General features: G+C 53.0%; 19 protein-coding genes and 1 tRNA gene. 5 read left to right on the top strand and 15 right to left on the bottom strand.

The features are described from left to right. Positions 1-2: 2 nt before the first annotated feature. The 7 genes from AB1483_14000 to AB1483_13970 form a co-directional block, all read right to left on the bottom strand. Positions 3-1202 carry a hypothetical protein gene (locus AB1483_14000; GenBank protein ID MEW6413564.1) on the bottom strand — a complete coding sequence of 400 codons (1200 nt, stop codon included), beginning with the start codon at positions 1200-1202 and terminating at the stop codon, positions 3-5. Next, positions 1199-1837, bottom strand: a complete 639-nt coding sequence (locus tag AB1483_13995) for a cytochrome c (protein MEW6413563.1) — start codon at positions 1835-1837, stop codon at positions 1199-1201. Before AB1483_13995 ends, AB1483_14000 begins: the two co-directional genes overlap by 4 nt. Then, complete coding sequence (locus AB1483_13990; protein MEW6413562.1) at positions 1827-2375, bottom strand: DUF3341 domain-containing protein; 549 nt, start codon at positions 2373-2375, stop codon at positions 1827-1829. Before AB1483_13990 ends, AB1483_13995 begins: the two co-directional genes overlap by 11 nt. Continuing rightward, positions 2372-3712: an NrfD/PsrC family molybdoenzyme membrane anchor subunit gene (nrfD, locus tag AB1483_13985; GenBank protein MEW6413561.1), complete on the bottom strand. Its 1341-nt coding sequence runs from the start codon at positions 3710-3712 to the stop codon at positions 2372-2374. The genes AB1483_13990 and nrfD overlap by 4 nt, the downstream gene beginning before the upstream one ends. A 71-nt stretch (positions 3713-3783) precedes the next feature. Next, positions 3784-6762, bottom strand: coding sequence for a TAT-variant-translocated molybdopterin oxidoreductase (locus tag AB1483_13980; protein ID MEW6413560.1), 2979 nt, complete (start codon positions 6760-6762; stop codon positions 3784-3786). Beyond that, complete coding sequence (locus AB1483_13975; GenBank protein MEW6413559.1) at positions 6759-7406, bottom strand: cytochrome c3 family protein; 648 nt, start codon at positions 7404-7406, stop codon at positions 6759-6761. Before AB1483_13975 ends, AB1483_13980 begins: the two co-directional genes overlap by 4 nt. A 265-nt stretch (positions 7407-7671) precedes the next feature. Continuing rightward, a complete protein-coding gene (locus tag AB1483_13970; protein ID MEW6413558.1) occupies positions 7672-8580 on the bottom strand; it encodes a heme o synthase in 909 nt (302 codons plus the stop codon). A 218-nt stretch (positions 8581-8798) separates the two neighbouring features. Here AB1483_13970 and AB1483_13965 point away from each other — a divergent pair, with 218 nt between their 5' ends. Next, complete coding sequence (locus tag AB1483_13965; protein ID MEW6413557.1) at positions 8799-11141, top strand: DUF5686 family protein; 2343 nt, start codon at positions 8799-8801, stop codon at positions 11139-11141. Between the two features lie 45 nt (positions 11142-11186). On the opposite strand, the gene AB1483_13960 is transcribed toward AB1483_13965, so the two are convergent. Then, a complete protein-coding gene (locus AB1483_13960; GenBank protein ID MEW6413556.1) occupies positions 11187-12611 on the bottom strand; it encodes an O-antigen ligase family protein in 1425 nt (474 codons plus the stop codon). Positions 12612-12698: 87 nt separating this feature from the next. Beyond that, positions 12699-12771: transfer RNA gene (locus AB1483_13955), tRNA-Lys, on the bottom strand. Positions 12772-13072: 301 nt separating this feature from the next. Between AB1483_13955 and AB1483_13950 the strand changes: the two genes are divergently transcribed. Further along, positions 13073-13693 carry a superoxide dismutase gene (locus tag AB1483_13950; protein MEW6413555.1) on the top strand — a complete coding sequence of 207 codons (621 nt, stop codon included), beginning with the start codon at positions 13073-13075 and terminating at the stop codon, positions 13691-13693. A 212-nt stretch (positions 13694-13905) separates the two neighbouring features. On the opposite strand, the gene AB1483_13945 is transcribed toward AB1483_13950, so the two are convergent. Both AB1483_13945 and AB1483_13940 read right to left on the bottom strand, forming a co-directional pair. Beyond that, the gene (locus AB1483_13945; protein ID MEW6413554.1) at positions 13906-14253 is read right to left on the bottom strand and encodes a cupin domain-containing protein; all 348 of its coding nucleotides are present in this window, start codon (positions 14251-14253) and stop codon (positions 13906-13908) included. Between the two features lie 126 nt (positions 14254-14379). Next, entirely contained in the window at positions 14380-14784 is a 405-nt protein-coding gene (locus AB1483_13940) for a hypothetical protein (protein ID MEW6413553.1), read from the bottom strand. Between the two features lie 416 nt (positions 14785-15200). On the opposite strand from AB1483_13940, the gene AB1483_13935 reads away from it, so the two are divergent. From AB1483_13935 to AB1483_13925, 3 genes are all read left to right on the top strand, one after another. Beyond that, positions 15201-16286 (top strand): AI-2E family transporter, encoded by a 1086-nt coding sequence (locus AB1483_13935; protein MEW6413552.1) that lies wholly within the window; start codon positions 15201-15203, stop codon positions 16284-16286. Positions 16287-16383: 97 nt separating this feature from the next. Next, the gene (locus AB1483_13930; GenBank protein ID MEW6413551.1) at positions 16384-19221 is read left to right on the top strand and encodes a M14 metallopeptidase family protein; all 2838 of its coding nucleotides are present in this window, start codon (positions 16384-16386) and stop codon (positions 19219-19221) included. A 141-nt stretch (positions 19222-19362) separates the two neighbouring features. Further along, positions 19363-20421 (top strand): NAD(P)-dependent oxidoreductase, encoded by a 1059-nt coding sequence (locus tag AB1483_13925; GenBank protein MEW6413550.1) that lies wholly within the window; start codon positions 19363-19365, stop codon positions 20419-20421. Positions 20422-20588: 167 nt separating this feature from the next. Here the strand turns inward: AB1483_13925 and AB1483_13920 are convergent, their stop codons facing one another. From AB1483_13920 to AB1483_13905, 4 genes are all read right to left on the bottom strand, one after another. After that, positions 20589-21329, bottom strand: coding sequence for a carboxypeptidase regulatory-like domain-containing protein (locus AB1483_13920; GenBank protein MEW6413549.1), 741 nt, complete (start codon positions 21327-21329; stop codon positions 20589-20591). Positions 21330-21514: 185 nt separating this feature from the next. Then, positions 21515-22870, bottom strand: a complete 1356-nt coding sequence (locus AB1483_13915; protein MEW6413548.1) for a DUF4340 domain-containing protein — start codon at positions 22868-22870, stop codon at positions 21515-21517. A gap of 3 nt (positions 22871-22873) precedes the next feature. Beyond that, the gene (locus tag AB1483_13910) at positions 22874-25546 is read right to left on the bottom strand and encodes a Gldg family protein (GenBank protein MEW6413547.1); all 2673 of its coding nucleotides are present in this window, start codon (positions 25544-25546) and stop codon (positions 22874-22876) included. Then, positions 25543-26307 (bottom strand): ABC transporter ATP-binding protein, encoded by a 765-nt coding sequence (locus AB1483_13905; protein MEW6413546.1) that lies wholly within the window; start codon positions 26305-26307, stop codon positions 25543-25545. The genes AB1483_13910 and AB1483_13905 overlap by 4 nt, the downstream gene beginning before the upstream one ends. Between the last annotated feature and the right edge of the window lie 164 nt (positions 26308-26471).

Raw genomic sequence — 26471 nt, 5'->3', positions numbered from 1 at the left:
CCTCAGGTGTTAACAAACTCCAGCGAGGCCTTCAGGCCGGGATCTTTCACGGGTACAAGCGGATGAGCGCTGTAATGCCGCCACACATACCAGACAAACAGGCCGCCTACTCCAACAAGTGTCGTAACATCCATCCATGAAAAGTGGATACCATCCTGATGATGCGTCGGCATCACCAGCCAGTATATATCGAACCAGTGCATGATCAGAATCCATGTACACATGAAGGCCAAAAACGGCCCGCTGCGTTTGGCCGCTCTCGTAATGAGCCCCAAAAACGGGATGACAAAATGACCGAAGATGATCGCCAGGCTCCAGTATTTCCATGAATTTTCCCACCGGTACAAATACCAGTAGTTTTCTTCGGGAATATTCGCGTACCAGATAAGGAAATACTGTGAAAACGCCATGTAGGCCCAGAAAATGATAAACCCGAACATCAGCTTGGCCATATCATGGTAGTGCTCCACCGTGATCACGTCCGCCATAACATCATGCTTTCTCTGGTACAACCCCAGAACAATTAAGAATGACATCACCGCCAGGAAAGCCCCCGAAAATATATAGACTCCGAATATGGTGGAGAACCAGTGAGCATCGAGCGACATCAGCCAGTCGAACGAAGCGAATGTGATAGTCAGCGCGAAAGCCACCATGCCGGGAGCGCTTACTGTCCGAAGCCTCTTTATTATCGCGGGATCATACTGTGTGTCCAGCTTGTGAGAACCGGATGTCAACCACCGCGACAGCAAAATCCAGACGCCAAAATAGATCGCCGCCCGAATCAAAAAGAAGGGTGTGTTGAGATAAGCCTGTTTTTTGGCCAGGAGTTCATCGTACAGAGGTGACGATGGATCGTACACACCTTCGTGGCTCCAGTGAAACAACTCATGAAGTCCGAACAAAAGCGGTATAAACAGAATGAGCATCAGCGGCATGCTGGCCGCCACGCTTTCCGACATCCGCCGGATAACCGTGCTCCATTTGGCGCCGGTCAAATGATGAAGCATGGTGAAGAACAATCCACCCAGCCCAATCGTGAGCCAGAACATAAGCGATGTCATATACGCCAGGAAGAACTGTGTCTTGTCCTGAAGCAACCCAAGCGCACTTGCGGCAAGCCCGACAATGCCGACAATCAGCGCAATCCTGCCCAGGCTGCCCGCATCGGTAAGCCTGTATGTCGAACGATCAAATTTCATCTGCTTTCCTGCTGAATCCTCTCGCGCATCGACTCGGGTACATCTTCTATCGTTGCGTTCTGACTTCGCTCAAGCGCCCGAATGTAACTTATAATCGCCCAGCGGTCGTCAACCGGTATCTGGTATCTATATGCCGGCATATTGCGCACGCCGTTGGTAATAACATCGAATATCTGTCCGTTCGGCATCTGACGAATCCTGTCGGAATGGAACGTCGGGGGCGGTACATACCCGCGATTAACCATAATCCCTTTGCCGTCGCCGACCCGGCCGTGACACGGGGAACAATAAATATTGAATCTCTCCTGACCGCGCTCAAGAAGCTGCGTCGTTATCATCACCGAATCGGGCATACCGACAATAAACTCACCCCTGCCATTTTTGCCCTCATAATAGGCGGTATCCGCGTTCAACTCACCGCGCGCCACCGTACCCGGCACCAGAGGCCTCATAGTGGCGCCATCGCTGAAGAACCTGCTCTCCGCCTGCGGACGGTATTTGGGCTGAAGATCCATGTTCGGGTTGATATGGACGGGCGGTTCCTGCGACGGTCTCTCGCGAGCGCAGCCCGCTAACAGAGTCAACACGACCGACAGAATGACAACAAGGCGATGTCGCGTAAGTCTAATCACCATTCACCACCTCCACATTCCGGCCGCCGATCGACTGAAGAAATGCCACCACTTTGTTCTCATCATAAGAGGGATCGTCCGACTGAATTGATACGAAGAAGCCGCCATCGGTAACCTTCGCGAATCGCTCCGAATTGAATATCGGGTGAAACAGGCGCGGAAGCTGATTGAGCGAAAGCATCCCGAAAAAGGCTCCGAATGCCGAACAGAGCACCGTGATGGCGAATAAAATCGGAATGTACGCCTGCCAGCTGAAAAACGGTTTGCCCGATATCAAGAACTTGTAATCAACAGCGCTGGTCCACCAGGTCAGGCCGAGCATGCCCAGCAATCCGAGCGATCCAACCACACCGACAACATAGCCGAGCGGCGAACGCTTCAACCCCATCGCCTCATCCATGCCATGCACGGGGAACGGCGAGTGACAGTCGAATTTCTCGTAGCCCGCTTCCCGAACCTTCCTGGCCGCGTCAAGCAGCGCCGCCGACGATTCGAACTCGGCCAGTACCAGCCCCCGCAGCGGTTTGAAAATCGATCTCATTGGTGTCCTCCCGCGTGCGAGTGGTGCGGGTCCGCCTGCGGCAACACACCCTTGACCTCCGACATCGCCACCATCGGCAAATACCTCAAGAACAAAAGAAACAGCGTAAAGAACAGGCCGAACGAACCAACGAATATCATGATATCGTAAATAGTCGGGCTGTAGTAGTCCCAACTCGACGGCAGGAAATCGCGCGAAAGGGTCACCACAATAACGAACCGCTCAAACCACATGCCCACGTTGACCAGTATCGAGGCCACGAACATGACCGGTATCGAAGTTCTCAGGCGCTTGAACCAGAAAAGCTGTGGCACGATCACGTTGCACGACACCATAATCCAGTACGCCCACGCGTAAGGACCAAAAGCTCTGTTGATAAACGCGAATCGCTCGTACTCGTTACCGCTGTACCACGCGATAAAGAACTCCATCGAATACGCGTAACCGACCATCATACCGGTGACCAGAATAATCTTGTTCATCCTCTCGAGTGTTCTGGGTGTGATGATGTCTTCGAGATTGAAAACCTTGCGTGCTATCAGGCTGAGTGTCATGACCATGGCGAATCCGGAGAAAATCGCCCCGGCGACAAAGTAAGGCGGGAATATGGTCGTATGCCATCCGGGTAAAAGCGAGGTGGCAAAGTCCGTGGCAACGATACTGTGTACGGAGAGCACCAGCGGCGTCGATATACCCGCCAGAACCAGATAAGCAAGTTCATAGTGCTTCCACTGACGATTCCCGCCGCGCCACCCGAGCGAAAACAGACCATACATGATTTTGCGAATTTTCGATTTCGCGCGATCACGAAGCGTCGCCAGGTCGGGGACCAGCCCCACGTACCAGAACAAAAGCGAGCAGGTGAAATAGGTCCCCACCGCGAACGTATCCCACAGAAGAGGACTCCGCCAGTTCGGCCACATTGACATCTGATTGGGAAGAGGGAAAACCCAGTAAAGCACCCATACCCTGCCGACGTGAATGGCCGGGAACAATAAGGCGCATATCACGGCGAAAATGGTCATCGCCTCGGCAAAACGATTAATCGATGTTCTCCAGCGCTGACGAAGCAGAAACAGAATGGCCGATATCAACGTACCCGCGTGCCCGATACCGACCCAAAAGACGAAATTCACGATCGCCCAGCCCCATCCAACCGGATTGTTCAGCCCCCATATACCCGTACCTTCCCAGAACAGATAAACCAGATTGGCCACGAGCATCAAGGTCAGGGCAACCGAGACAGAGAACAAACCATACCACCATCTGGTAGGCTTTCTCTCAACGATACGGCTCACCGCCTCGGTGATTTTCTCGAAAGTCGGATTGCCCAACACCAGGATTTCCTGCTGCTTTGACTCGTCCGATAACTCTTTGGCCGTTACGTTCACTTACTTGCCTTTTCTACTCAGTCGTTGCCGGGCATTTTCGGATTAGGGTTTCTGACTTTCGCCAGATACGATGTTCTCGGTCTGACATTCAACTCCGCCAGCAGATCGTAATTGCGATTACGCTGTTTTACTTTGGAAACCCGGCTTTCCGGATCAATCACGTTGCCGAATACTATCGCCTGCGTTGGGCATGCCTGCTGGCAGGCCGGAACCACCTCGCCATCGAGAATCTCCCTGTCCTCCAGCTTGGCTTTGATCCTCACCCGGTTAATTCGCTGGACACAATAAGTACACTTCTCCATCACACCGCGCGATCGCACCGTAACATCCGGGTTGTTCACCATCTTTGTGACTTCCGGCGTATCTTTCGTAAAATTGAAGAAGTTGAATCGCCTGACTTTGTAAGGACAGTTGTTGGAACAGTAGCGGGTTCCTATACACCGATTGTAGACCATCGTGTTAAGTCCCTCGTCGTCGTGCATTGTCGCCGCCACCGGACAAACCTGCTCGCATGGAGCCATCTCACAATGCTGGCAGGCTACCGGCTGATGAACGGCCGATGGTTGCTCGATGTCGCCGGTGAAATATCTGTCAACACGAATCCAGTGCATCTCGCGCCCGTTGAGGACCTGGTCTTTACCGACAATCGGTATGTTGTTTTCGCTCTGACAGGCAATCGTACAGGCGTTGCAGCCCACGCAGGAAGTGAGGTCAATCGCCATCCCCCACTGATAGCCCTTATCATACTTGTGATCTTCCCACATGGAGACCAGCGGCGGGTGATGCACCGCGTGCGGCGCGAAATCGGGTTCTCTGCGATACTCCTCAAGCGTCGCCTCCCGCACGTGCGGGCGACCTTCCATACTACCGTGGTCCTGCGTTGAAGCCAGTGGATAGGTCTTGCCGGTCTTGGTCATCGTGAGGCCCGTACCGTAGTACATCGCATCCGATGTCCGCAGAGTGTAGGTGTTGAACCCGACACCATCAGCAACACCGCCGAGATTTTCCTGCCCGTATCCGAGTTCGAGCACCACTGTGTTATCCGCCATGCCGGGCAGAATCCACACCGGCATCTCGAGTTCCCGTCCTTTGTAGGACATCTTCACCATGTCGCCGTTCTTGACATCCTGTTGTTCGGCGGTTTTCGGACTGATAAGCGCCGCGTTGTCCCAGGTGAGCTTTGTCATAGGATGCGGCAGTTCCTGCAGCCAGCCTATATTTGCGAAACGTCCATCATATACTGAGGGTGAAAGTCTAAAGGCAACATCGAGACTCCCTTTATCTTCGACGCGGTAGTTCGACACGATTACGTCGGCGGTCTCGCGAGCCAGATTCACCTTGATGATGTTATTCGCCGGGATATGAAATGGTTGACCATACACTCCCTCGTGCAGGGCGCTTCGCCAATTCACCTCAGGATCTCCGGTGCCGGAGGTGTCGCGGGTATCGCGGACGATGTCGTATCCTGATTTGTTTTCACCGGTCGCGATCAAGTTGAGCAGTTCGGCATCCGACACCCCGTCGAACAACGGGGCAATAAGCGGCTGAATGACGCCGCGAGTGCCACTGTAAGAGAAAGCATCCCCCCACGATTCAAGGTAATGCGCCCTCGGAATGTGCCAGGTTGCCCTGCGAGACGTATTATCGTTATAACCGCTCAGATGTACTTTGTTTTCTACTTTATCAAACGCCTCGACAAAACCCGAATCCGATGGAGCGTTGTAAATCGGATTTCCCCCCAACATAATCAGCGTGGACACTTTTCCACCGTCGATGTCACTGACCAGATCTTTCAAACGGCCCGGGCCGCCGGCTGTGCTGGCAGCAGGCCGTGAGAGATACATGCAGTCGCCAACCGATGTTAGCGCGAAATTGATCGCATACGCCAGGGCGTGAACTTCGGGTGGTTGCCCGTAGCCGGCAACGACCACCCCTTTGCTTCCGGCTCTCAGCAGATCTTCCGCCACCGGTTCCACCCATTGCCTGACTTCGCCGTGGAGCGGAATTTCGCCTTCGACTTTCAGATCAGTCAGGCCATTCGCGGCCAGAGCGCGGGCCAACGCCACAGCGAACAAACCAACCTGCCGATAGCTCACAGCTAACCGGTGGTCAGCCGAAGCACCGGTGGATGTAAACGCCGTTTCGAGTACATAGAGACGATTCATAGCGTCCTGTTCTGATTTCAACCGGCGTCCGTCGACAAATTTGCGGGAATTGGCTATGCTTTCGATTTCCGTAAGCAAGAAATCGGAATCGAGGGACAGTATTACTTCCGCCCGGCTCAAATCGTACGTCGGTTGATACGCATAGCCAGTGGCAAGCATCATCCCCTCATGAATATTCTCACCGCCCACCGGATCATACGCTACCCATCGGGCATTTGGGTATCTCTCTAAGAATTCTCTTCTAAGCCGCGCCAAGGTTGGCGATGAAAACGACTGCGACAACACCGCCAGCCCCTCGCCCCGGTTGGATTGGTACTTAGCGGAATGCTCGCGCCAGAAAGTCACGAAGTCGTCCCAACGGCTCTCTTGCCCCTCGCGCATGACGCGCTTCGAGCGGTCCGGATCATACAGCCCCAGTATGGAAGCCTGTATCCAGGCATTGGATGCCCCGAGTGTCGATGGATGCGCCGGGTTGCCTTCGATCTTGGTCGGACGGCCTTCGTGACTCTCCACAATCAATCCATACGCGCTCGTTCCGAATGGCATCGATGTCGCAAAATATTCGGGATTGCCCGGAACAACTTCCTCCGGCGGCTTCACGTACGGCACGATCTTCTGTTCCGGGCGACGGCATCCGGCCAGTCCCGCCAGAGCCATCGAGGCACCCATCAGGGTCAGAAAACTGCGGCGGCTCCAGTCGTTGTTCATTTCCGACGCGCCCTGCGGGAATTCCCGGTGAAGCCACTGTTTGAATTCCGGCTTATCGGCCAGCTCATCGAGACTGCGCCACTGCATATTTGAGTCTGGTTTTTCGTGTTCGTTACTTCTCATCGATGACACGCCGAACAAGTTTCGGGCGGCGCTATCCCCTTCTCTTTAATTACTCTTTCAGCCCACTGCGCGTGATCATCGGGCATTATCCAGCCCATATTCGTGACCTCGCTGACCGGCCTGAGATTCGGACCGGGATTGCGATGGCACTCCAGGCACCATCCCATACTGAGCGGCTTCTTCTGCTCGACAACCTCCATATCAGCAACGTTGCCGTGGCAGCTTATGCAGCTAACCCCGCGGTCGATGTGAATACTGTGATTGAAATAGGCGTACTCGCCGATTTTGTGAATCCGCACCCACTTTATGGGCTCGCCGGTCGCCCAGCTTTCGCGCACCGGCAGAAGTTTCTCGCTCTCGGGTAATATCAAGGTATGGCAGTTCATACACACCGATGTTGGCGGGACATTGGCGACCGCCGACTTTTCCACCGAGTAGTGGCAGTAACGACAATCGATTCCCAGATCACCGGCATGAAGCTTGTGGGAATAGGGCACCGGTTGACGGGGACGATAGCCGACATCGGTGTACTTCGGCGAGCCGTAATACCAGAAGAACCCGACCACCGCCAGCGCCAACAATATACCTCCCGCGAGCAATATCACCGGAAGCCTGTTAGTCCATCGTGGAAATATCTGCGCCAACTGCTAAACCCAACTTATGGATTTAAAAATCTATCAGGGGTCAACACGACCATCACCATTAACATGCACTCCGCAAAAATTGATGATTTCGATGTCCATTGATGTTGCCCTGCGATGCTTGCATTACTCTAAAATGGTCGATAAAGCCACTGTTGGCAATATCAATTTATAAGCTGCGGTTAAGTTCAAAACCCTTACTAAAAACCGTCCCGGTAATCTCTTGTTCCCGGAAAATCCACTCTCCTAACAACTTACTCAAGCGTCATCAGCTCCGTTTGATTAATTCATCTATAATAATCGCCGTAAACACACCAAAGAGATAAATTATCGAATAACCAAACAAACTTCTCATCGATCCGGTTGACCTGACTCTGAAAGCCTGAACGGCTTTCCTCAAAAAGATTACGCCCAGAAGCACCGCGACCGCTAAGTAAAACCATCCGCCACCAAAGGCCAGCAGGGACAGACTGACCGCGAACAATACAACGGTGTACCAAATTATCTGTTTGAGCGTACTCGTCTCGCCTCTCACTACCGGCATCATGGGGAGCTCCGCCTTAATGTAATCGTCCTTACAAAACAGAGCGAGCGCCCAGAAATGAGGCGGCGTCCAGAAAAAGACAATCGCGAACAGTATCCACGGTACTATATCCATGTGCCCGGTCGCGGCCGTCCACGCTCCCACCGGAGCCATAGCGCCGGCGATTCCGCCGATGACTATATTCTGGTCGGTATTCGGCTTTAGCCACAATGTGTAAAAGAGCGAATAGAAGAGTATCGTACCGAGCGACAAGAGGGCTGTCAGCAAATTGAAAAAGTACCCGAACAACAACACCCCGAGTACTCCGATTGTAACGGAAAATATCAGCGCCCCCCTTGAGCTGATAAGCCCCAGCGGCAGGGGCCGTCGACGGTAGGTCCGCTTCATGCGGGCGTCGATATCGCGCTCAAAATACTGGTTCAACGCATTCGCGCTGCCTCCGGTAAGATACAGCCCGACCATCACCAGAAAAAACCGCCAGGGATCAGACAGCAGACTTCCCTCTATCACCAGCGATGTAGCCCCGGTGAATAAAACCAGAAGCATGATCGATGGTTTGGTGAGTTGAATATAACCTGTTATTGTGGTCTTCATACCTGTTCGATGCACCGCGGCAGCCGTTAAGTTTACCATACAAACAGAGATAGCTACAAAAGGTTCCGCTTTCAGACACTGCCGGCCATTCATCTAAACTGTTGTGGCTCAACCCCGGCTTGAACGGTTTTTTTGAAACATTACGCCTTAAACGGGGTAATATCTTCAAACCAAAAAATATCTGGACGAACCACGGCGGGCGGTGCATCATTATAGCCATTCAACAAAGCCATTTAACGCAGGGGAGTTATAAACCGATGATCCGATCCACACTAATCTTGGCGCTGCTTTTCATGACCCGGAGTCTCAGCGCGGGTGTTCTCACCGGCACCATCTATGATGCCGATGACTCGCTTGCTATCGGGTTCGCCACCGTAAGCATCGAAAACACCGGACAATCCATAAGTTCCAACGAGTCCGGCATGTACCGCCTGAGGCTTGAACCGGGTACCTATGAACTCAAATTCAGCCATGTCTCTCACTATTCGCAGACAATTGAGGTCGCGGTCGATGATTCGGCAAAAGCTGTGGACATTTACCTGAAGCCGGCTGTGATCGATGTCGGGCTGATCAAAGTGTACGACCGTCAGTACGATGCCGCCCAGAGGATAATCGTCGAGGCTATCGCCCGCAAAGAACAGTTACTCTCTCAGATCAAAGAATACAGCTTCGACGCTTACACCAAACTGGTGGCGCGGGACACCTCCAAAGCCGATTCCTCGAGCGTTGTTGCTATTTTCGAATCGCAGGTGGAGGCGTTCTGGAAATACCCGGATGATTTCAAGGAGATCATACTGGCCCGGAAGCAAACTACGAACATCCCGGCCGAAGGCAACCTGCTGCAAGTCGGGCAGCTTACCAACTTCAACGCCAACCGGATAGATTTCGGACGCTATTCTATAGTCTCCCCCACCGCTACCGATGCTCTCGACAACTACGAGTATTACCTGATTGACACGATCTTCACCGAAAACAGCGCCGTTTTTGTCCTTGAGATCGAGCCGAAAAACCAAACCGACGCGCTTTTCGAAGGCACCATCAAAATAGCAGACTCGACCTATGCCGTCGTTGGCGTCGAATTGACACTGAACAAAGGGTTCGACAACCCGTACCTGTCCAATATTTCCTACCGGCAGGTCTATGCTCTCTTTGAGGGCAAGTACTGGATGCCAACCATGATTCAGTCCAGCGCGAGCCTGGATTTCAATCTCCCCATTCTTCCACCCCTGTCTATCGATTACCAGGCGGCCCTGCACAACTTCAGGTTCGAGCCGGGCTTCGATGATTCTCTCTTCGGCGAATACGTGCTCGAAGTCCACGAGGCGGCCGATGATATCGACTCGATCAAGTGGGATGTCGGACGACTGATACCGCTCACACCCCTCGAGCAACGGGGATATTTCTTCGTGGATTCGGTGAAAAACCATCAACCGCTGTATATGAAATTGCTTATCGCCCCCTTCGCCCTGTCAATCTTTGTTTTGTCCGCGCAAGATTTCATTCATTTCAACAAAGTCGAAGGTCCGTATCTCGGCTTTGGACAGTACTTCAGGAATATAACCGACCGGCTCGGCCTCCGGGTGAAGACCGGCTATGCTTTCGATGCTGATTTGTGGCAACACGAGTACGGCTTCGATTATACGGTGTCAAAAAGACAGAAACTGACATTCGGGGCTCAGTACCGCGATAAAATCCGCACCCGCCCCACGATTTTTGCCCGGCCCGACGGAAATGCCACCCTCATGGCGCTGCTGACCAAAATCGATGCCTACGATTACTTCGCCGAAGAAGGGTTTCTTGTCAAAATGGGGTTATCGCCGCTGCCCAAAACAGGTCTCTACCTCACCTATAATGACTTCGACCAAAAGTCCGTCAGGAACAACAGCGAGTACAGTGTCTTTAATAATGATGAACTGAACAGGCCGAACCCATCGATAGTCGATGGCAAACTTCGTTCCATATCAGCTTTGCTCACGTACGACTCTCGGCCGCGTTTTCGCGACAAGAAGGGCAAGGGCGTCTTGCTCTCTTTTCCTTCAACCGAGGTCAGGTTCTTCGTTGAGCATGCTTCGGATGACCTCTTCGACAACGACTTTGAATTCACCAGATACAGCGCTTCGCTCCAGAGAATGGACCGTCTGTTCGGATGGGCGATTAGCAATCTGTATGTTTTTGCCGGCGCCTCCGATGGTTCTCTGCCGCCCCAGAAATACTTTGTGGCTGATTTCGACGCTGGCCTGACCGAGCACGAGTTCGCCTTCAAAACCATGGCCGAAACCAATTTTTACGGCAACCGCGCTCTCGTGGTTTACGGTAGTATCGATTTCGGCAGCAAACTCTTTCAGAAAAGCGGCCTTCCGCTCATAAAGAAGATCCCGCTGGGGCTTTCCCTTTACGGCGGCGCCTTCTGGACTGATTTCCACAACCACCCTTACCACACGGGCGACGAACTCCTTCTCACGGCAAAAAAGCCCTACGGCGAGGCCGGTTTTGGAATCGACCGTCTTGTCCCCTTACCTTTGACCTTCGTCTTCACCTGGCAGTTGTCCGACTATCCCACCAACAGGTGGACCTGGGGTGTCTCCTGGCCGGTATTTTAAAATCCGCGAATGGAGATTAAGTTACATTTCTGACAGGCGAAATATCTATGCTTCGGGACTCATGCTATCGTAGGCTTTTGATATGATGGCCATGAAGAAGGCAAAAACAAGACTCGTCTGACCCCACATCCAGCCAGCTTCAAGAAACGCTGTTACGAAAAATATTATGGCGGAGATTAAGATCACCATCGCCACTGCCGGCTGCCCCCCACGGATATTTTCCTTGAAGTACCTAACGGCTTTGCGTAGCTGGTTAATCAAAAGTGCGATCAGCATCGATGACCCCACGATACCGGTTTCGGCCAGATAGTGAATAACAAGATTGTGCGCGGTAAGCCCCTCGATACGGAACTGGTCAGGATGAAACCGCATAGATGGATAGAATTCGTGAATAAAGCGGAAATTGCCGGGTCCGATTCCTATGATCGGATTGTCCCAAAAGGCGTTCAGCCCGGCATCCCACAAAAGCAACCTCAGACTAAAAGTTCCACCCGGCGAGTGTCTCAACACTTCACTGAAACGGTTGATGACCGCCGCAACAAACTCGAGGTTACTGAAAATCGCCGCGAGAAACGCCACGGACGCAAACCCGATCAAGTACTTTGTCCTTTTCTTACTGACCCGGCCACTTTCTCCGGCCCCCTTCACCCGGTCTGTTACCCTCCTGCCAAGCGAATAGGCCACAACGAGAAAAGAGAAGCCTCCTCCCAGCAATATCGCCAGTCTCGACTGGGTCGCAAGCAAAGCGACAAAAATAACACCCGAGCCTAACAAATAGGCAACGGTCCTGCCCTCGCGCAGCCAGAGATACAAGGCCAACCCGACAGGAAAAGATATCATAGTCAAGTCATCGAGAGTTTTCGGCGCCAACCCGAACACTCTCTCGGGATGACCGGACTGAAGAGACATCAGTAACGCTATCACGCAATGGATTACCGAGAACCAGAAGAATACCTTTACCAGGTGCATCAAAGTGAAATACCGCGACAGGCGATAGAACGCCAGAAAAGTAAACGTGGTCAGAATCAATCGCATGATGGAATGAACAGCCAGAAACGGACGGGGACCAAGCAGGGCGACTACAAATAGCGCCACCAGTAACAGACCGAAATTCACGCTGAGGGCCGGGAACCGGCCAATCCGTGAACCTTTCAATAGAAAATCCAAAACCGCGGTGCATATCAGTATGACCGCCGAAATATCCACCAGTAAAAAACCGAACGGCGAAGTCTCCACAGCTATGTTGGTAAACAGCAAAAAGAGATACTGATAGACGGCGAACCGAGCGTGTGAAACGGCGGCAACAAAAAACACCGGAAAAAGAAGCAGGTAAAGATACCTGAACTCCTGCTCAATAAGGAGGTACCCCACGAGAAGGACAGTAAGACCAAGAAGAATCGCCCCGTAGCGACTGAGAACTACCCTGTTGATATCTGTGAAACCGTCGACGGTTTCGGACTCGATAATCATAGAGAAAAGGATATCATAATCAGGCCTATATTTCAAGGGCTAAGTATAACGTCAGCCCGAGTGAACCAGCGGGATTAATAGAAAAAATGCGCCATCAAGGACTCGAACCTTGGGCCCGCTGATTAAGAGTCAGCTGCTCTACCAACTGAGCTAATGGCGCATTTGCTGTGTCTGGAGTATTCACTCGAAGTGAATTTCTCGCAGGCCAATAATAAGGCGCGGGGCCAATTTCCGCAAGTCCTTTTCGCGGCCGGCAAAACCGCGCCGAAACCAGCCTCAGGACCAGCCCGAAAACCGGCGCAAAACGCGAACGCCCCCACCGGTTTACCGGCATACCCTCCCCGGCGGGAGTGTATGGACCAATTTAGTCAAGTTAATTCCCGTTTGCGGGAACTCCCGCCGCTCCGGCTTGTTGTAAACAACACAGATTGTGAGACCAGAAAAGAGAAAGGGAGATTGAAATGAAACATACCTTACCGAAATTACAGTACAATTACAACGCCCTGGAGCCGTTCATCGACGAACAGACGATGACCATCCACCACACCAAACATCACCAGGCCTATGTCGACAAGCTCAATGCCGCCCTGGGCCAGCACTCGGGCGCGCCCGACAAATCGGCCGTAGAGCTTGTCAGCGACCTGTCCTCCGTGCCGGAATCTATCCGCGCAGCCGTCCGTAACAACGGCGGCGGCCACGTCAACCATACTTTCTTCTGGGAGATCCTCCGCAAAGACGTAAAGGCCAAAGGCGAGGTTATCGACGCTATCAACGATAAATTCGACGGCTTCGACAATTTCAAAACGCAGTTTTCCAACGCCGCCGCGAACCAGTTCGGCAGCGGCTGGGGATGGCTGGTTTTAAACAATGGCGAGCTGGAAATAATGGCTACCCCCAATCAGGATTCCCCGCTGTCGGTCGGCAAAACCCCGATATTGGGAATCGATGTCTGGGAGCACGCCTACTACCTCAAATACCAAAACCGCCGTCCGGAGTATATCTCGGCCTTCTTCAATGTCATCAACTGGGAGAAAGTGAACGAGCTGTACCAGCAGGCGAAGAAATCGGCTGTAGCCGCCTGAGCCTCGCTCAGATAAGTCATTCCGGCCGCCTCAACCTCACAGGGGCGGCCTTTTTTATTAATGATAAAATGTGTCCCTGCCCGTGAGGTCAGGTCCTGGCCCGACGAAGTCGGGGTGTGACCTGACACGGGGCGATAAAGCCAATCCTTTTGTGTCAGGTCTTGGCCCGACGAAGTCGGGGTGTGACCTGACACTCACAGAAAAACCGACAATCAGTACTCCCCACGATTGGGAACGATACAGATAAATTCGAATGGCTCGTCGTAGGGGTTGGAAAACTGATGCTCCGCGTTCGGTGGGACGAACGCAAAGTCATTCTCGACAACTTCGCTCATTTCACCGTTGAGTTCCAGCTTCCCCTTCCCCTTAATTATGTAGTTGACGTGCTCCCAGTCGTGCTGATGCTTGGGGGTGAATCCTCCCGGTTTGATGCTGAACACACGCATCGCGTAACCATCCCAGCCCTCATCTTTGCCGATCACGATTGCCTTGGAGACTTTATCAGCTTTATCCATCCGGATCGGCTTGAGATTCATCTTCCCGTATTTTATAACCGCCATATTTCCTCCTTATATTCACCGAATATACGCAACGGCTGTCGGTCGGTCACGAAAAAACCCGCTTCCGGGCGGAAGCGGGTTTTTTAATTCCAACCAAATAGTCTATATCGGCTATCGGGTATTGTCTTAGCGGGACCGACGACGCGGGCGGCGACGGCTGGAAGCCTTGCGGGCCGTGCGACGTTTGGAGGTGGCGCGCCAGGAGCGAGTGCGAGATGTCTTGCGCGAAGCGGCTCTCTTGCGGCTGACCGGTCTGGACCGACGAACCGAGACTCTGCCCTTGTTAAACGCATTGACCGGACCCCTCTGCCCTTTCCAGACAGACGGATTGGCCTTGCGAATACCAAGGTCGACCGCTTTGTAACGGACCGAGTACACCGTGCGACCAAGCTGACGGGCTACCCAGGAGGTCTCGTGACGACGATACCAGGCACGCATGAATGCGATCTCTTCCCGGGTCCACGGACGGCTGGTTTTGTTGCAGCGACTAACTGCTTTGCGGGTGGTTCTGGTCTTCTTACGCGTAGCCATAATTCACTCCTTGTTTCACAAGTTAAAGATTACGATTAACGGTTATGGCTGAACCGAATCGCAGTACACAAATGTCATAAAACTATAATCGTCCATTTTTTTAAGATACTTTACCCCAATCGGTTATATTTTCTTATCCAGAAAAGACGACCGATTTAGTATTAGATAAGCCCTGCCGCACCAAAATCGAAAGACGACTAATTTGGCCCTATAATCATATTTTGCCCCGCACCTCATCCGTCAGAAGCTACGAACCTATTTGATTACAACAAGTTGAAGGTCCACCCGCCAGAGCGACGCGGTGCGATCCACTCGCACTGTGCGACTTACAAACGCTCTCGCAGACGCCGTTTAAATGGTTGCCTCAAAAATCCGATTGGATTAGATTATTCTCGCATGCGACGGGAGCATCACTCATGAAACGTGAATACATTCTGGTTTCGCTGTTCTTTCTGATAGCGGCAATCGTATTCTATCTGTTCTATCAACTGATAGTGCCGTTCTTCGCGCCGATGGCATGGGCAGGTGTATTCGCGATCATATTTTTCCCTCTCTACGAAAAGATTCTGTCCAAAGTAAAATCGAAAGGGCTCGCATCGCTTCTCATGTGCATCATCATCATTGTTTTGATCATCGGCCCCATCGCCTATCTGGCGGTTGCCCTCGTCGGCGAAGCTGCCAGTGCCGTAGCCAAAGTAAACGCCATGATCAAAAGTGGTGAACTCGAGCAGCTTCTTGCGTTCAATTTCCCCCTCGCCGACACTATCAAAGAGAAACTCTCCCCCTACTATGACCTGTCCAAAATCAATCTCGACCAGATGATCAAGCAATCCATCGAAAGCATAAGCGGCGTCATTCTCAACCAGACCAGCTGGCTTATCACCAACACCACGCGGCTTGTGTTTTACTTCGCCCTGATGATTTTCACGATGTATTATTTCTTCAAGGATGGTGAGTTGATCATAAACAAGACCAAACGCCTCATGCCCCTCACACCCAACCAGATCAATGTCACTTTCCGGCAGCTTCACGATGTCATCCAGGCCACGATGTATGGAGGCGTGGTGGTTGCCCTCATTCAGGGGCTCATCGGCGGCATTCTGTTCGCTATCGTTGGCATCCCATCAGCCGTCTTCTGGGGAGCGATCATGGCTTTTCTCTCCATTATCCCGTTCGTGGGCGCCTTTATTGTTTATATCCCCGCCGGTATCATCCTCATCATCGGCGGTTCATATATTAAGGGGATTATCGTCATTGCCGTAGGCACGGTCGTGATCAGCCAGGTCGACAATGTTCTTCGCCCGATTTTGATCTCCGGCCGCACCTCCATGCACCCGCTGCTGCTGTTTTTCACCATACTCGGCGGCATTTATTTATTCGGCCTGCTCGGAGTCGTCCTCGGACCGCTCATCGCCGCTGTCTTCGTGACTCTTCTTAAAATCTTCGAGTTCAAACTCCATCCTGAAGAAGAGACCGCCCTCTCCCGGGAACTGGAAATGTAGTCTTACCGCCTATCCCAATTTTGCTCTTTACACGGGGCGGACATCTGTCTTTATTGGTTTTTTTAGGCCAGAGTTTAATGTCACTCAAGGAGTCGCTATGTCGCGCTATTCTCACCTTATTGCCGTCGTCGCATTCGTCTTTACGATGATACTGGCGGCCGGTCTCTCATCGTCTACCCATCCTTCGTACTCCGACCAGGTGCCGGTAGACACCGTACCATTTTATCCCGATGGAACCTACGATCAGTCTGTTCCCAAACCCAACGACTATCTCGCCCACCCGATAGGCGAGTGGCCTCTTCGGTATAACGAGCTGGTCGACTATATCGAAGCCCTGGCCGCGGGGTCGGACCGGGTTATTGTCGAAAAACACGGCAAGACTTACGAAGGCCGCGACCTCTATGCCATAATCATCGGCCTGCCCGAATACATCGCAGATATCGAGACCATCCGCGAGAAAACCGCGCGACTCGCCTCGGCCAATCTCAATTCATCGGTTGAACTCGACGCCTTGCTTGCCGACCTTCCCGCCACCGCCTGGATGGGCTACGGCATTCACGGCGACGAGGTCTCCGGCGTTGACGGAGCAGTACAACTCGCCTATCAATTGGCTGCCGGAACCGACTCCGCCACGATGCACCTTCTGAGGAATGTCGTTGTCATTATCGACCCGACTCAGAACCCCGATGGTCGCGAGCGGTATATGTCGATGCTCTTAACCTACCGTAGCCATGTCCCCAACTACGATCGCGAGGCCCAGCAGCACGGTGGCGTGTGGCCGTGGGGACGAGGCAATCACTATCTTTTCGATATGAACCGCGATTGGGTTGTCGTGACACAGCCGGAAACGGAAGGAAGACTTTCGACACTCCTTAAATGGAATCCGCAGCTTATGGTTGATGGTCACGAGATGGGCTCCAGTGACAATTTCCTGTTCTCTCCGCCCCGCCAGCCGGTCAACTACAATACCCCGCAGAGTGTATTCAAATGGTGGGAGGTCGTCAGCAGAGATCAAGCCCAGGCGTTCGACAAACGCGGCTGGCCGTATTACGTCAAAGAGTGGCACGAGCACTGGTACCCTGGCTACGGGTCGAGCTGGCTCACTTTCTCAGGCGGTATCGGCGTACTCTACGAGCAGGCGGGTGTCGACGGCAGCATGGTGCGCCAGCCCAACGGCTACGTTCTGACATACCACGAAGCCGTCAACCACCAGTTCACATCGTCGCTGGCGAATCTGCACACTCTGGCCAACAACCGCACGGAAATTCTGCGCGATTATTATAACACTCGCCGCGATATTATCCGCCAGGGGGAAAAAAGCGGTCTTACTTATCTGTTCGCCCCGATTAAGGACGACCTCAAGATGAACCGCTTCATCGAGTCGCTGCTCAAGCAGGGGATCAAAGTCGAAAAGGCCACCGCCGATTTCACCGTCCGCGGCGTTCGGGATATCATGCTCAACGAACACGCGTCGCAAAAATTCCCGGCGGGCACTTATATCGTGAGAACCTCTCAAATTCAGGGAGGACTGGCCAAAGCCATCCTCGAATTCGACCCGCATCTCAAGCTCGATTTCTTGAAAGAAGAACGACGGGAACTTGAGAAATACGATGAGACGAGGATGTACGAAGTTTCGGCGTGGTCGGTTCCGGTGGCGTACAATCTCGATGCCTACGAAACGACCACCATGTTCTCGGTCGCGACCGAACCGGTTACGGCGATCGAGCCGAAAGTCGGAAAGCTTTACAACCCCGATGCCCAGTTTGGTTTCGTTATCGACATGGTCGGCGAGCGAACCTACCTGATGCTCAACAAGCTCTTCGGTAAGGAGCTTGTAATCTACGCCTCGGAAAAGCGGTTCACGGTTGAAGGCCGCTCTTTCAATGCCGGAGCTCTTGTCGTCCGCAAGCGTGGCAATGTCGAGAACCTTCCGGCGATTCTCGAAAAAATGGCTGCTGAAATCGGCCTCGATATATACGGCGTCAATACCGGACTGGCAACCGAGGGTTCATATCTCGGCGCACCTACATTTCGACTGTTAATAGGCCCGAAAGTCGCCTTGCTCACCGGCATGCCACTGGACTTCTCCGATTTCGGAGCCATCTGGTACGCTATCGACAGAGAACTCGCCATTCCGCATTCTCTCATTCAACTCAGCGAACTGGCCTGGCACGACCTCGCCAAATTCAATGTAATCGTCATTCCATCCGCCTGGGGACAGGCACTCGGACATTACATGGGCAAGGAAGGCGCTTCGGCGCTGGCAAAATGGGTTGAGGACGGCGGCACTCTCATATGCACGGGCAACGCGGCGATATGGGCCGCCGACTCGAGCAACAATCTCAGTCAGGTCCGGCTGAAATGCGATATGCTCGATAAACTGGGCGAATACAAAGAACTGACAGACAGAGAAATTCGCGCCGAGGCGCCGACCGTCGATACGATGGCGCTGTGGCACCCGGATAAAGTCGCCCCGTTAGAGTCGAAAGATGAAAAACAGCCGCCAGCTTCCAAAGAGGAGCTTAAGAAAATCGACGAATGGCAGAGGAGATTCTTCCCTCGCGGAACCATCCTCAGGGTCGATCTTGACACCGAGGACTGGCTCGCGTTCGGTATGACCAAAAGTGTCCCGGCTATTGTATACACCCGCTCCGCTTTGATGGCGGGAGAGGATGTAAAAACTGTCGGGCGGTTCAGTGTCGATGAAACCAAGCTTCGGCTGTCGGGTTTGCTGTGGCCGGAGGCTCGCCAGCGCTGGGCAGGCACCGCATACCTGACCAGAGAGTACAAAGGCGGGGGACAGATTATCATGTTCCTCGGCACGCCGAACCTGCGCGCCTATTTTCAGGGCACACGCCAGATGTTGGCCAATGCTATCCTGTACGGGCCCGGCATGGGAAGCTGGTCAGGCGGACCGTACGAACAGAAGGATTAGAGCCAGGATAGGTAAAAGACCGGAATTTTCGGTCTGAGATCCTTGAAATTTGGTATAATCTGACATATATTGAAAAGCCGTCATCTAACAGTGGCGGCTTTATTATGCTTGAGTTAACTCGGATTCTTAAGGCACAATCTAATGCAAGGTAAACGAGTACTGGTCACTGGCGGCGCCGGATTTCTGGGCTATCACCTCGCCATGAATCTTCCCCGGCGAGGGATATCTTTCCTGGCCCTCAACGATATCGCCCCGTTTCTGGAAGCTGAATATTCCGATGATATGCTGCTGGTAAATCAGGATGTCCGCGACCCCGATGGCATGTATCGCCTCATCCACGACAACAAAATTGACATTGTAATCCATTGCGCCGCGGCCCTTCCCCTCTGGCCGAAAAGCGAAATCTATACGACCAACATCGATGGCGTCCGCAACACGCTCGAACAAGCCCAGAAATGCAATGTCGAACGAGTCATCTTCATCAGCTCGACCGCCGTCTATGGCGTTCCGGAGAAACACCCCCTTGTCGAAGACGACCCTCTCATCGGCGTAGGCGCCTATGGTGAAAGCAAGATTGCCGGCGAAGGCATCTGTGAGGAATTTCGCGCCAAAGGAATGTGCGTTCCGGTAATTCGTCCGAAAACGTTCATCGGCACCGCCCGTCTTGGCGTCTTCCAGATTCTCTACGACTGGGTCGACTCCGGCAAACGCATCCCCATCATCGGAAAAGGGGAGAATCTCTATCAGTTGCTTGAGGTAAGTGATCTGATTGAGGCCATCACTCTGGCCGCGTCCGCCCCTCGTGAAATCGTCAACGACACTTTCAATGTCGGCGCGCAGATGTATGATAAAGTCAAACTCGATGTCGGCGCGCTATGCGATTTCGCCGGTAACGGCTCGAGAGTTATGCCCACGCCGGCCAGGTTGGTTAAAGGCGCTCTGGCGGTGTTCGAGTTCATGAAAATCTCCCCGCTATACAAATGGGTGTATGGAACCGCCGACAAAGACTCCTATGTCTCTACGGAAAAGATCGAACAGAAACTCGGATGGAAATCCAACTACTCCAACCAGGATGCTTTGATTACCTCTCACAAATGGTATCTCGAGCACAAGGATGAGCTGGAGCACCAGAAGGCGGGCGTCACACACCGGGTAGGATGGGATCAGGGCATTCTCAAGTTGTTCAAGCGCTGGTTATAGTCAAAGCGTCGATTTCAATTTTCATGCAAAAATAAATCGGAGAGCACACCAAGGTGCTCTCCGTCCCTTCTCGCTCCCTCCCACCTATCTTGAACCGCTCAGCCTCTCAACTGAGGAGGCTCCATTTTTCGACCTATCGACCTTATTCAAAGCCCTGCATAATGATCCTAATCGCGGATGTCGATAATCGGTAGACTGCCTTGAGGCCTCTTCTTGAGTCTGAAACTGCATTCACTAATCTTAACGGGGCTTACTTCTATGTTCTGCAACGCATCAGATTCATATTCCATGTGCGTGAATACGGCGGTATAGCCGGCCGGAGCCAGCCGGAGAATCAGGAAGTACCCGTCTGGGTCTGTCATCGCTCCTCGCGCTGTTCCTTCGAGGCACACGATCGCACCAACGATCGGTTCGCCGTTGTCTGCATCTGTCAGCCTACCATGTATCGCCCCCAATTCGTCCAAACGATATTTGTGTATTTCTTCTCCTCGTTGATCATCTCTTGCTTCTTTGGCGCACGGGTTACCGTCGACATTCGAATTCTGATCGGGTGCGAAGAATTCTCCATGCCTCACTAACAGTAACCACTCCCCGGGACCAGCATTTGTCGTGTTAGCATTAACCGGAACCTTCGTACTGTGATAGTCTTTGTGGGTAATTGATATCTCGTGATAACCGGGCGTAACGCCTTCGAGACTAAACCGGCCCTCCGAATCGGACAGAACCCCGCGATTGGTCCCGACCAGCATAACCGAAGCTCCGGAAACACGCACACCTGATCCGGCATCGATGATAACACCGGTTATCGTTCCCGATGATTCGGCATGGCCCGTACTGATAAGTAGCACCGAAATGACGACTACGATAGTAGCTGCTGTGATGTTGCGTAAAATAACCCACCTCCTCAAGCCTTTACTCCCGAAAATGCTGTCATGAGGGGATTACACATAAAAGACGATGGCCCTGTGTTGTTTGTGTAAAAATCGGCCAGAAAAATCGCTTTTTATATAGTAACTTATTACTGTACAACGAGCTTATATGCAAAAAAAGAGCGGGCCAGAAGCCCGCTCGTCAATCCAATCTAACCGTTTCCCTATCGGGTCACGACCAGAGCCGCCCGGTTAAGATGTACCTTATCGTAGCTGTCCGATGATATCACGTAGTACCAATCGGCAAACCGGTTGCTCAGGTCAGCTGCTATCTGCTGACCCTCGGTCATCTTGCGCTGCCAGAGTTCATGCTCGTCCTTGCGACGTTTATTCTCCCAGTCGGCCGTTGACCATTCTTTCTCCGGACGTTTTACGAATGAAGTGTCGGTCGGTTTTTCCGGCTCCCGGAAATAACCCGGATTGAAATCCACCGTGATAAACAGGTATCTATTCTCCCCGCCCTTTTTGTCTCCGGCAGACTCGTCATTAGTACCGGCCGAGACCTCCAGTCCCGAACCATACACCACTTCGCCGAACCTCAGCGTATAAGCCAATCCGTCGGCGGTGAAAATTTGAAGCTCCCCCTCGTTCGAAAGCAGTTGACCGTCACGGGTTAGATAGAAGCCTTTATCCTGCAGCGAGGTAACATCGGCCTGTGTCAGCGGCTTCTCCACATCTCGCACCTTCAAACTGGCCGACAGTCCTTCGGGCTTGGGACGCACCCCTACGATACTCAGCGCCACCAGCGAATTCAAAAGGTGATCCACCGATGCCGAGTCGACCGACTGACCTTTGCTCAAATTGTTCGCGATCCATCCCATCTCGCGTTTGCTCAACACCACGTTATCGCGGTTGTCAACGCTGCCGGTCGCTTCATTAATAGAGTAGTCTCTTAGCACGAGCTGTTGTATTTTACGTTTCTCCAGCCGGAGCAGATCGGTATCAATCCAGTCCTCGAACCGTGTCGACAGGTCCGCATCGACTTTAGCAACATAAACCCGGTTCTGTCCCGGCACACGGACGAAGCTGTAATTCGGGCGACCCTCGATACTGTGCCCGATGATGAAATCAGCCAGCACATTGCCGCCCTCGCCTCTCATTGTCACCCGCTTGCCGCGTCCTGCCGTACCGGCCGTTGCGTCCAGCGGATCCACGACACCGCACGCCACATGCTCGGAAACATTGTCCGTGCGGTACTCGTCTTTCTTGATATCTATTATCCCGGCAGCCGTTCGCGCCAGGCGCTCCTTGGCGTCGGCGGGATAGTTGTGGTGCGATGGTATCGTCCAACGGCTCCCGTCAAATGTCACCTTGAACGGTTTGGTCGTGCCGTTGACAGCGTCATACTCCACCACTTCGAGCGTGGTAGCCTCGTTGGGGTCCTTGAAGGCCGGGAAGAACTCGTCCCCCTGATCCTGAAAAGCCTCCGGTGTTATCCGTCCGGGCGATGATATGATTGCCAGAATCAGAAGAACAAGAGCCACCCCGCCGAAGATGATCGTCTTTCTATTCTCACTCATAGTTTAGCTCCTTAACCTCCGGGCAGCCATCGCCCCTTCTTTCTCAAGCTTCTTGCGGCGCACGAAGATGAAAACGCCGACGAGCAGAACCGGTATGGGCGGCAGAAGCACCGCCAGCATCTTGATCCGCGTCTGAATCGAACGAATCTCCCGCTCCGTTACCTCCTTGCTGGCCAGGATCGTCGCCTCTTTCTTCGCCTCGATATTGGCCTTCAAGGCTTCGAAACGGCGGTTCTCGACTTCCTGAAGGTTCTGCGCCATAATCTGCTTGGCCTGCTCATCAAGATCGGTCCGGCTCGCAATTTCGGCAATTTTCTCATTCAAGCGGGCCTGGGCTTCCTCAAGCGCCTTGCGCGCTTCCACCTCGGCCAGCCTTTCTTTTTCAATCCGTTCTTCCACGAACTCCTTCGTCTGAGCTTCCACCGTCTCAAGCGTGCGATGCTTGATTCGCTTTTTGCGAAGATCTATGAAGGTCTGGTCGCCGACGAGAAGGTCCATGCAGTTGAGAAAGAACGTCACGTTATCAAAATTCAATCCCTCGATACCCATGCGTCTCATTTGGAAAAATTGATCGGAAATCATGTCCACATCGGCCACGACAATGGCATTGATATTTTTGTGCGTCCACGTGGAGTCCTCATTCATCACGCTGTCGATGCCCTGAATTTCCGCCGCCAGAATGTATGACTCCGCCGAGGGTGGTCGGCGCGGATTCGGATTGAGGCTGAAGCCCGTCCCCATATAGCCCGGACCAACCAAGTGACTCCAGTCATTTATGCCCGAAAGTATGCCGGTCCGCAAAAGCGGCTGGAACCTGAATCCCTGCTCCATCCCTTTGTAAACATAACCCGGATACATGGCAACTATCTCCTGGAGACCATTGGTCGCCGGATTGCGGGTGTTGAAAGGCTCGCTGCTGCCGTTGCCTTCACCTATAAAAACAATCTCCTGCTGAAGTTGACTGAGGTCGGGATGCGGATTGTAGGCGTCCCACACGACAACCCGGCTGTTCCAGATAATACCAATATCCTTTAAAAGCTGATCAACCTTACCTTTCGGATCCGGCACCGCCTGGTTCTCGGCATAAGGATTGCGGTTGTAATCGCTGGGAAGTATCGGCGACAAGCCAATATCGAACATCGGAAGCGGGTCGACCATGAGCATCACCGGATGACCGGAATAGCAATAGTCGCGCAGATTGTTCATCTCGATCTGGGTAAGGGTCGACGGCAGCACCACCAGAAGAGCGTCCATCCGCTCGGAGATCGGTTCGCGCGGGTTGACCTGCACGACATCGTACTGCTTTTGAAGTTCCGCCACCACGGGCCAGGCCGCCACGCGGCTCATTGTCTGGAAATCGAAATCTCCAAAGAGACGGGCGCCGGTATCCAGAACACCGATCTTCCTTCGCTGCGACTTCACCGCCACACGGATACTGCGCACCAGTTCATACTCGACCGGAAGACCCCGGTCAAAAAACTGAATCACTTCCTCGTTAACGCCGCTGGTGAACACTAGCCCGAGAAACACATCATACGCCCTTGCCTGCGCGCTTTCGGTACCGACCATTCGACGCGGACCGATGCCGTACTTCTCTCTCGCGCCGCGAGCCGCCTCGGTGAACGGTTCGCAGTCGTAAATCAGCACCTGGACTTTGTCGCCGCCGATGGCTGATATTTCGCGAAGTTTGCTTATCAGGTTGGAACGCGTTTCCACGTAATCACGGGGAACCTCGGGGCTGATATACGCCTGAATCAATACCGGTCTGTCATCGGGCAACTCGCTGATCAGTTGGCGCGTCTGATCCGAGAGCGAATGAAGCTGCTCGGCGGTGACATCGAGTCGCCACGACGCGTTGGCCATGACAACATTGAAACTCACCACGGCGACAATAACCGCCGCCGCGCGCGCCAGTTGATGCCACCAGAATTTCCGTCCATCGGCTTCCACCGGCCAGTGCCGTCTGCCAAGTATCAACGTGTTGAAATAAATCATCGTTGCGGCGATCGAGACAAAGAACACCACCGACGGCAGACTCACCACTCCGCGCGACAGGTCTTCGAAATTTTCGAATATCCCCAGCGGCGCCAGCATCGACTGAAGCCAATCGCTCAGCACCACCCGGGCCGAATCCACGAAAATGAAGAACGAACAGAGCACCGCGCCGAGAATAAACGCTACCGTGACATTGGCGGTCAGAAGCGACGCGAACATCCCCACCGACAACAACGCCGCGCCCAAAAGCCAGTAACCCAGGTAATTGGAGAACATCAAACCGATATCGGGGCTGCCCAGCCAGAAAAGCACAATCACGTGGCTCAGCGATATCAATAGCGACACCGTGTAAATTCCCAGCGCCGCGAGGTATTTGCCAAGCACGACCTCAAGGTCAGTCGCCGGCAAGGTCAAAAGCAGTTCATCCGTTCCCTGCTTGCGCTCCTCGGCCCAAATGCTCATTGTCAGAGCCGGCACGAAAAACAACAGCAAGTATGGAAAATAGCCGTTAAGCTGATCGAGATTGGCCAGGTTGTTGGCGAAAAATCTTCCCTGCCAGAAAGCCGCCGCCGCGCTCAAAAAGATAAACAACGTGATAAACACGTAACCGGTAGGGCTGCTGAAATACGACAGAAGATTTCGTTTCGCGATTACAACGACAAGATTCCAGTTAATCTTCATTTGCGCCCCCCTCTGCCGCCACCGATCGACTGACCATAATCGGTGAGCCGATAGAAAGCTTCCTCGAACGAACCGTTCTGCTTCAACTCAGCCGCCGTTCCATCGAACATCAGCTTACCACTGTTTACCAGCAGAATTCGCTGAGCGACCGCCTCCGCTTCCTGAAGAATGTGCGTGGAAATCAAAATCGTCTTCGATTCGCCAAGCTTATTTATGTGAGAACGAAAGTCACGAATCTGATTAGGGTCCAGACCCGCCGTGGGTTCATCCATGATAAGGACATCGGGGTCATGCAAAAGTGAATGCGCCAAGCCGGTGCGCTGACGGTACCCCCGCGAGAGCTTCCCGATCGGTTTGCCCACCACCTGCCCCAGAGCGCAAAGATCGATTACCCAATCAAGGCGCTTTTTGAGCTTATTGCCCTTAAGGCCCCGGGCCTCGCCAAAAAATTTCAAAAGATCCATAGGGGTCATGTCAAGATACAGCGGACCGTTCTCCGGCAAATAGCCAAGCCGTTCAACCGCCTTGAGCCTGTCGGTGCGAACATCCACACCCGCTATCAGCGCCTGACCTTCACTGGCGGACAAAAACCCGGTAAGAATCTTCATAGTGGTGGATTTGCCCGCCCCGTTGGGCCCCAGAAATGCCACCACCTGACCCCTGGGTATCGAAAAGGTGATATCCGAAATAGCCACAAATGGACCGTAGAACTTGCTTAGTCCGCGAGCCTCAATCATGGTCGGAGATGAGTTTTCGGCCATAGGTATCATCCTCTTTGTTCTATGTTGAAAATAGAGAGCTTACTATAAAGTACACATTAACACCGAATTGGTTCGACAAATGAAACCTTAATTAACCAACTTATCCGCATTTGTCAAGACATTAAATGACAACCGCTTACAAGGCCCAAAACCACCGCCAACAA

The organism is Candidatus Zixiibacteriota bacterium, assembly GCA_040756055.1.
Taxonomy (GTDB): domain Bacteria; phylum Zixibacteria; class MSB-5A5; order GN15; family FEB-12.
The sequence above is the reverse complement of the archived record's forward strand: the minus strand, read 5'-3'. Positions and strand labels throughout refer to the sequence as shown.

Coding starts and splice junctions, on each gene's coding strand:
- AB1483_13910 (MEW6413547.1), bottom strand. CDS start 25,546: ATGAAGATTAACTGGAATCTTGTCGTTGTAATCGCGAAACGAAATCTT.
- AB1483_13915 (MEW6413548.1), bottom strand. CDS start 22,870: ATGAGTGAGAATAGAAAGACGATCATCTTCGGCGGGGTGGCTCTTGTT.
- AB1483_13935 (MEW6413552.1), top strand. CDS start 15,201: ATGAAACGTGAATACATTCTGGTTTCGCTGTTCTTTCTGATAGCGGCA.
- AB1483_13930 (MEW6413551.1), top strand. CDS start 16,384: ATGTCGCGCTATTCTCACCTTATTGCCGTCGTCGCATTCGTCTTTACG.
- AB1483_13990 (MEW6413562.1), bottom strand. CDS start 2,375: ATGAGATCGATTTTCAAACCGCTGCGGGGGCTGGTACTGGCCGAGTTC.
- AB1483_13995 (MEW6413563.1), bottom strand. CDS start 1,837: ATGGTGATTAGACTTACGCGACATCGCCTTGTTGTCATTCTGTCGGTC.
- AB1483_13965 (MEW6413557.1), top strand. CDS start 8,799: ATGATCCGATCCACACTAATCTTGGCGCTGCTTTTCATGACCCGGAGT.
- AB1483_13905 (MEW6413546.1), bottom strand. CDS start 26,307: ATGGCCGAAAACTCATCTCCGACCATGATTGAGGCTCGCGGACTAAGC.
- AB1483_13940 (MEW6413553.1), bottom strand. CDS start 14,784: ATGGCTACGCGTAAGAAGACCAGAACCACCCGCAAAGCAGTTAGTCGC.
- AB1483_13960 (MEW6413556.1), bottom strand. CDS start 12,611: ATGATTATCGAGTCCGAAACCGTCGACGGTTTCACAGATATCAACAGG.
- AB1483_13950 (MEW6413555.1), top strand. CDS start 13,073: ATGAAACATACCTTACCGAAATTACAGTACAATTACAACGCCCTGGAG.
- AB1483_13925 (MEW6413550.1), top strand. CDS start 19,363: ATGCAAGGTAAACGAGTACTGGTCACTGGCGGCGCCGGATTTCTGGGC.
- AB1483_14000 (MEW6413564.1), bottom strand. CDS start 1,202: ATGAAATTTGATCGTTCGACATACAGGCTTACCGATGCGGGCAGCCTG.
- AB1483_13945 (MEW6413554.1), bottom strand. CDS start 14,253: ATGGCGGTTATAAAATACGGGAAGATGAATCTCAAGCCGATCCGGATG.
- AB1483_13970 (MEW6413558.1), bottom strand. CDS start 8,580: ATGGTAAACTTAACGGCTGCCGCGGTGCATCGAACAGGTATGAAGACC.
- AB1483_13980 (MEW6413560.1), bottom strand. CDS start 6,762: ATGAGAAGTAACGAACACGAAAAACCAGACTCAAATATGCAGTGGCGC.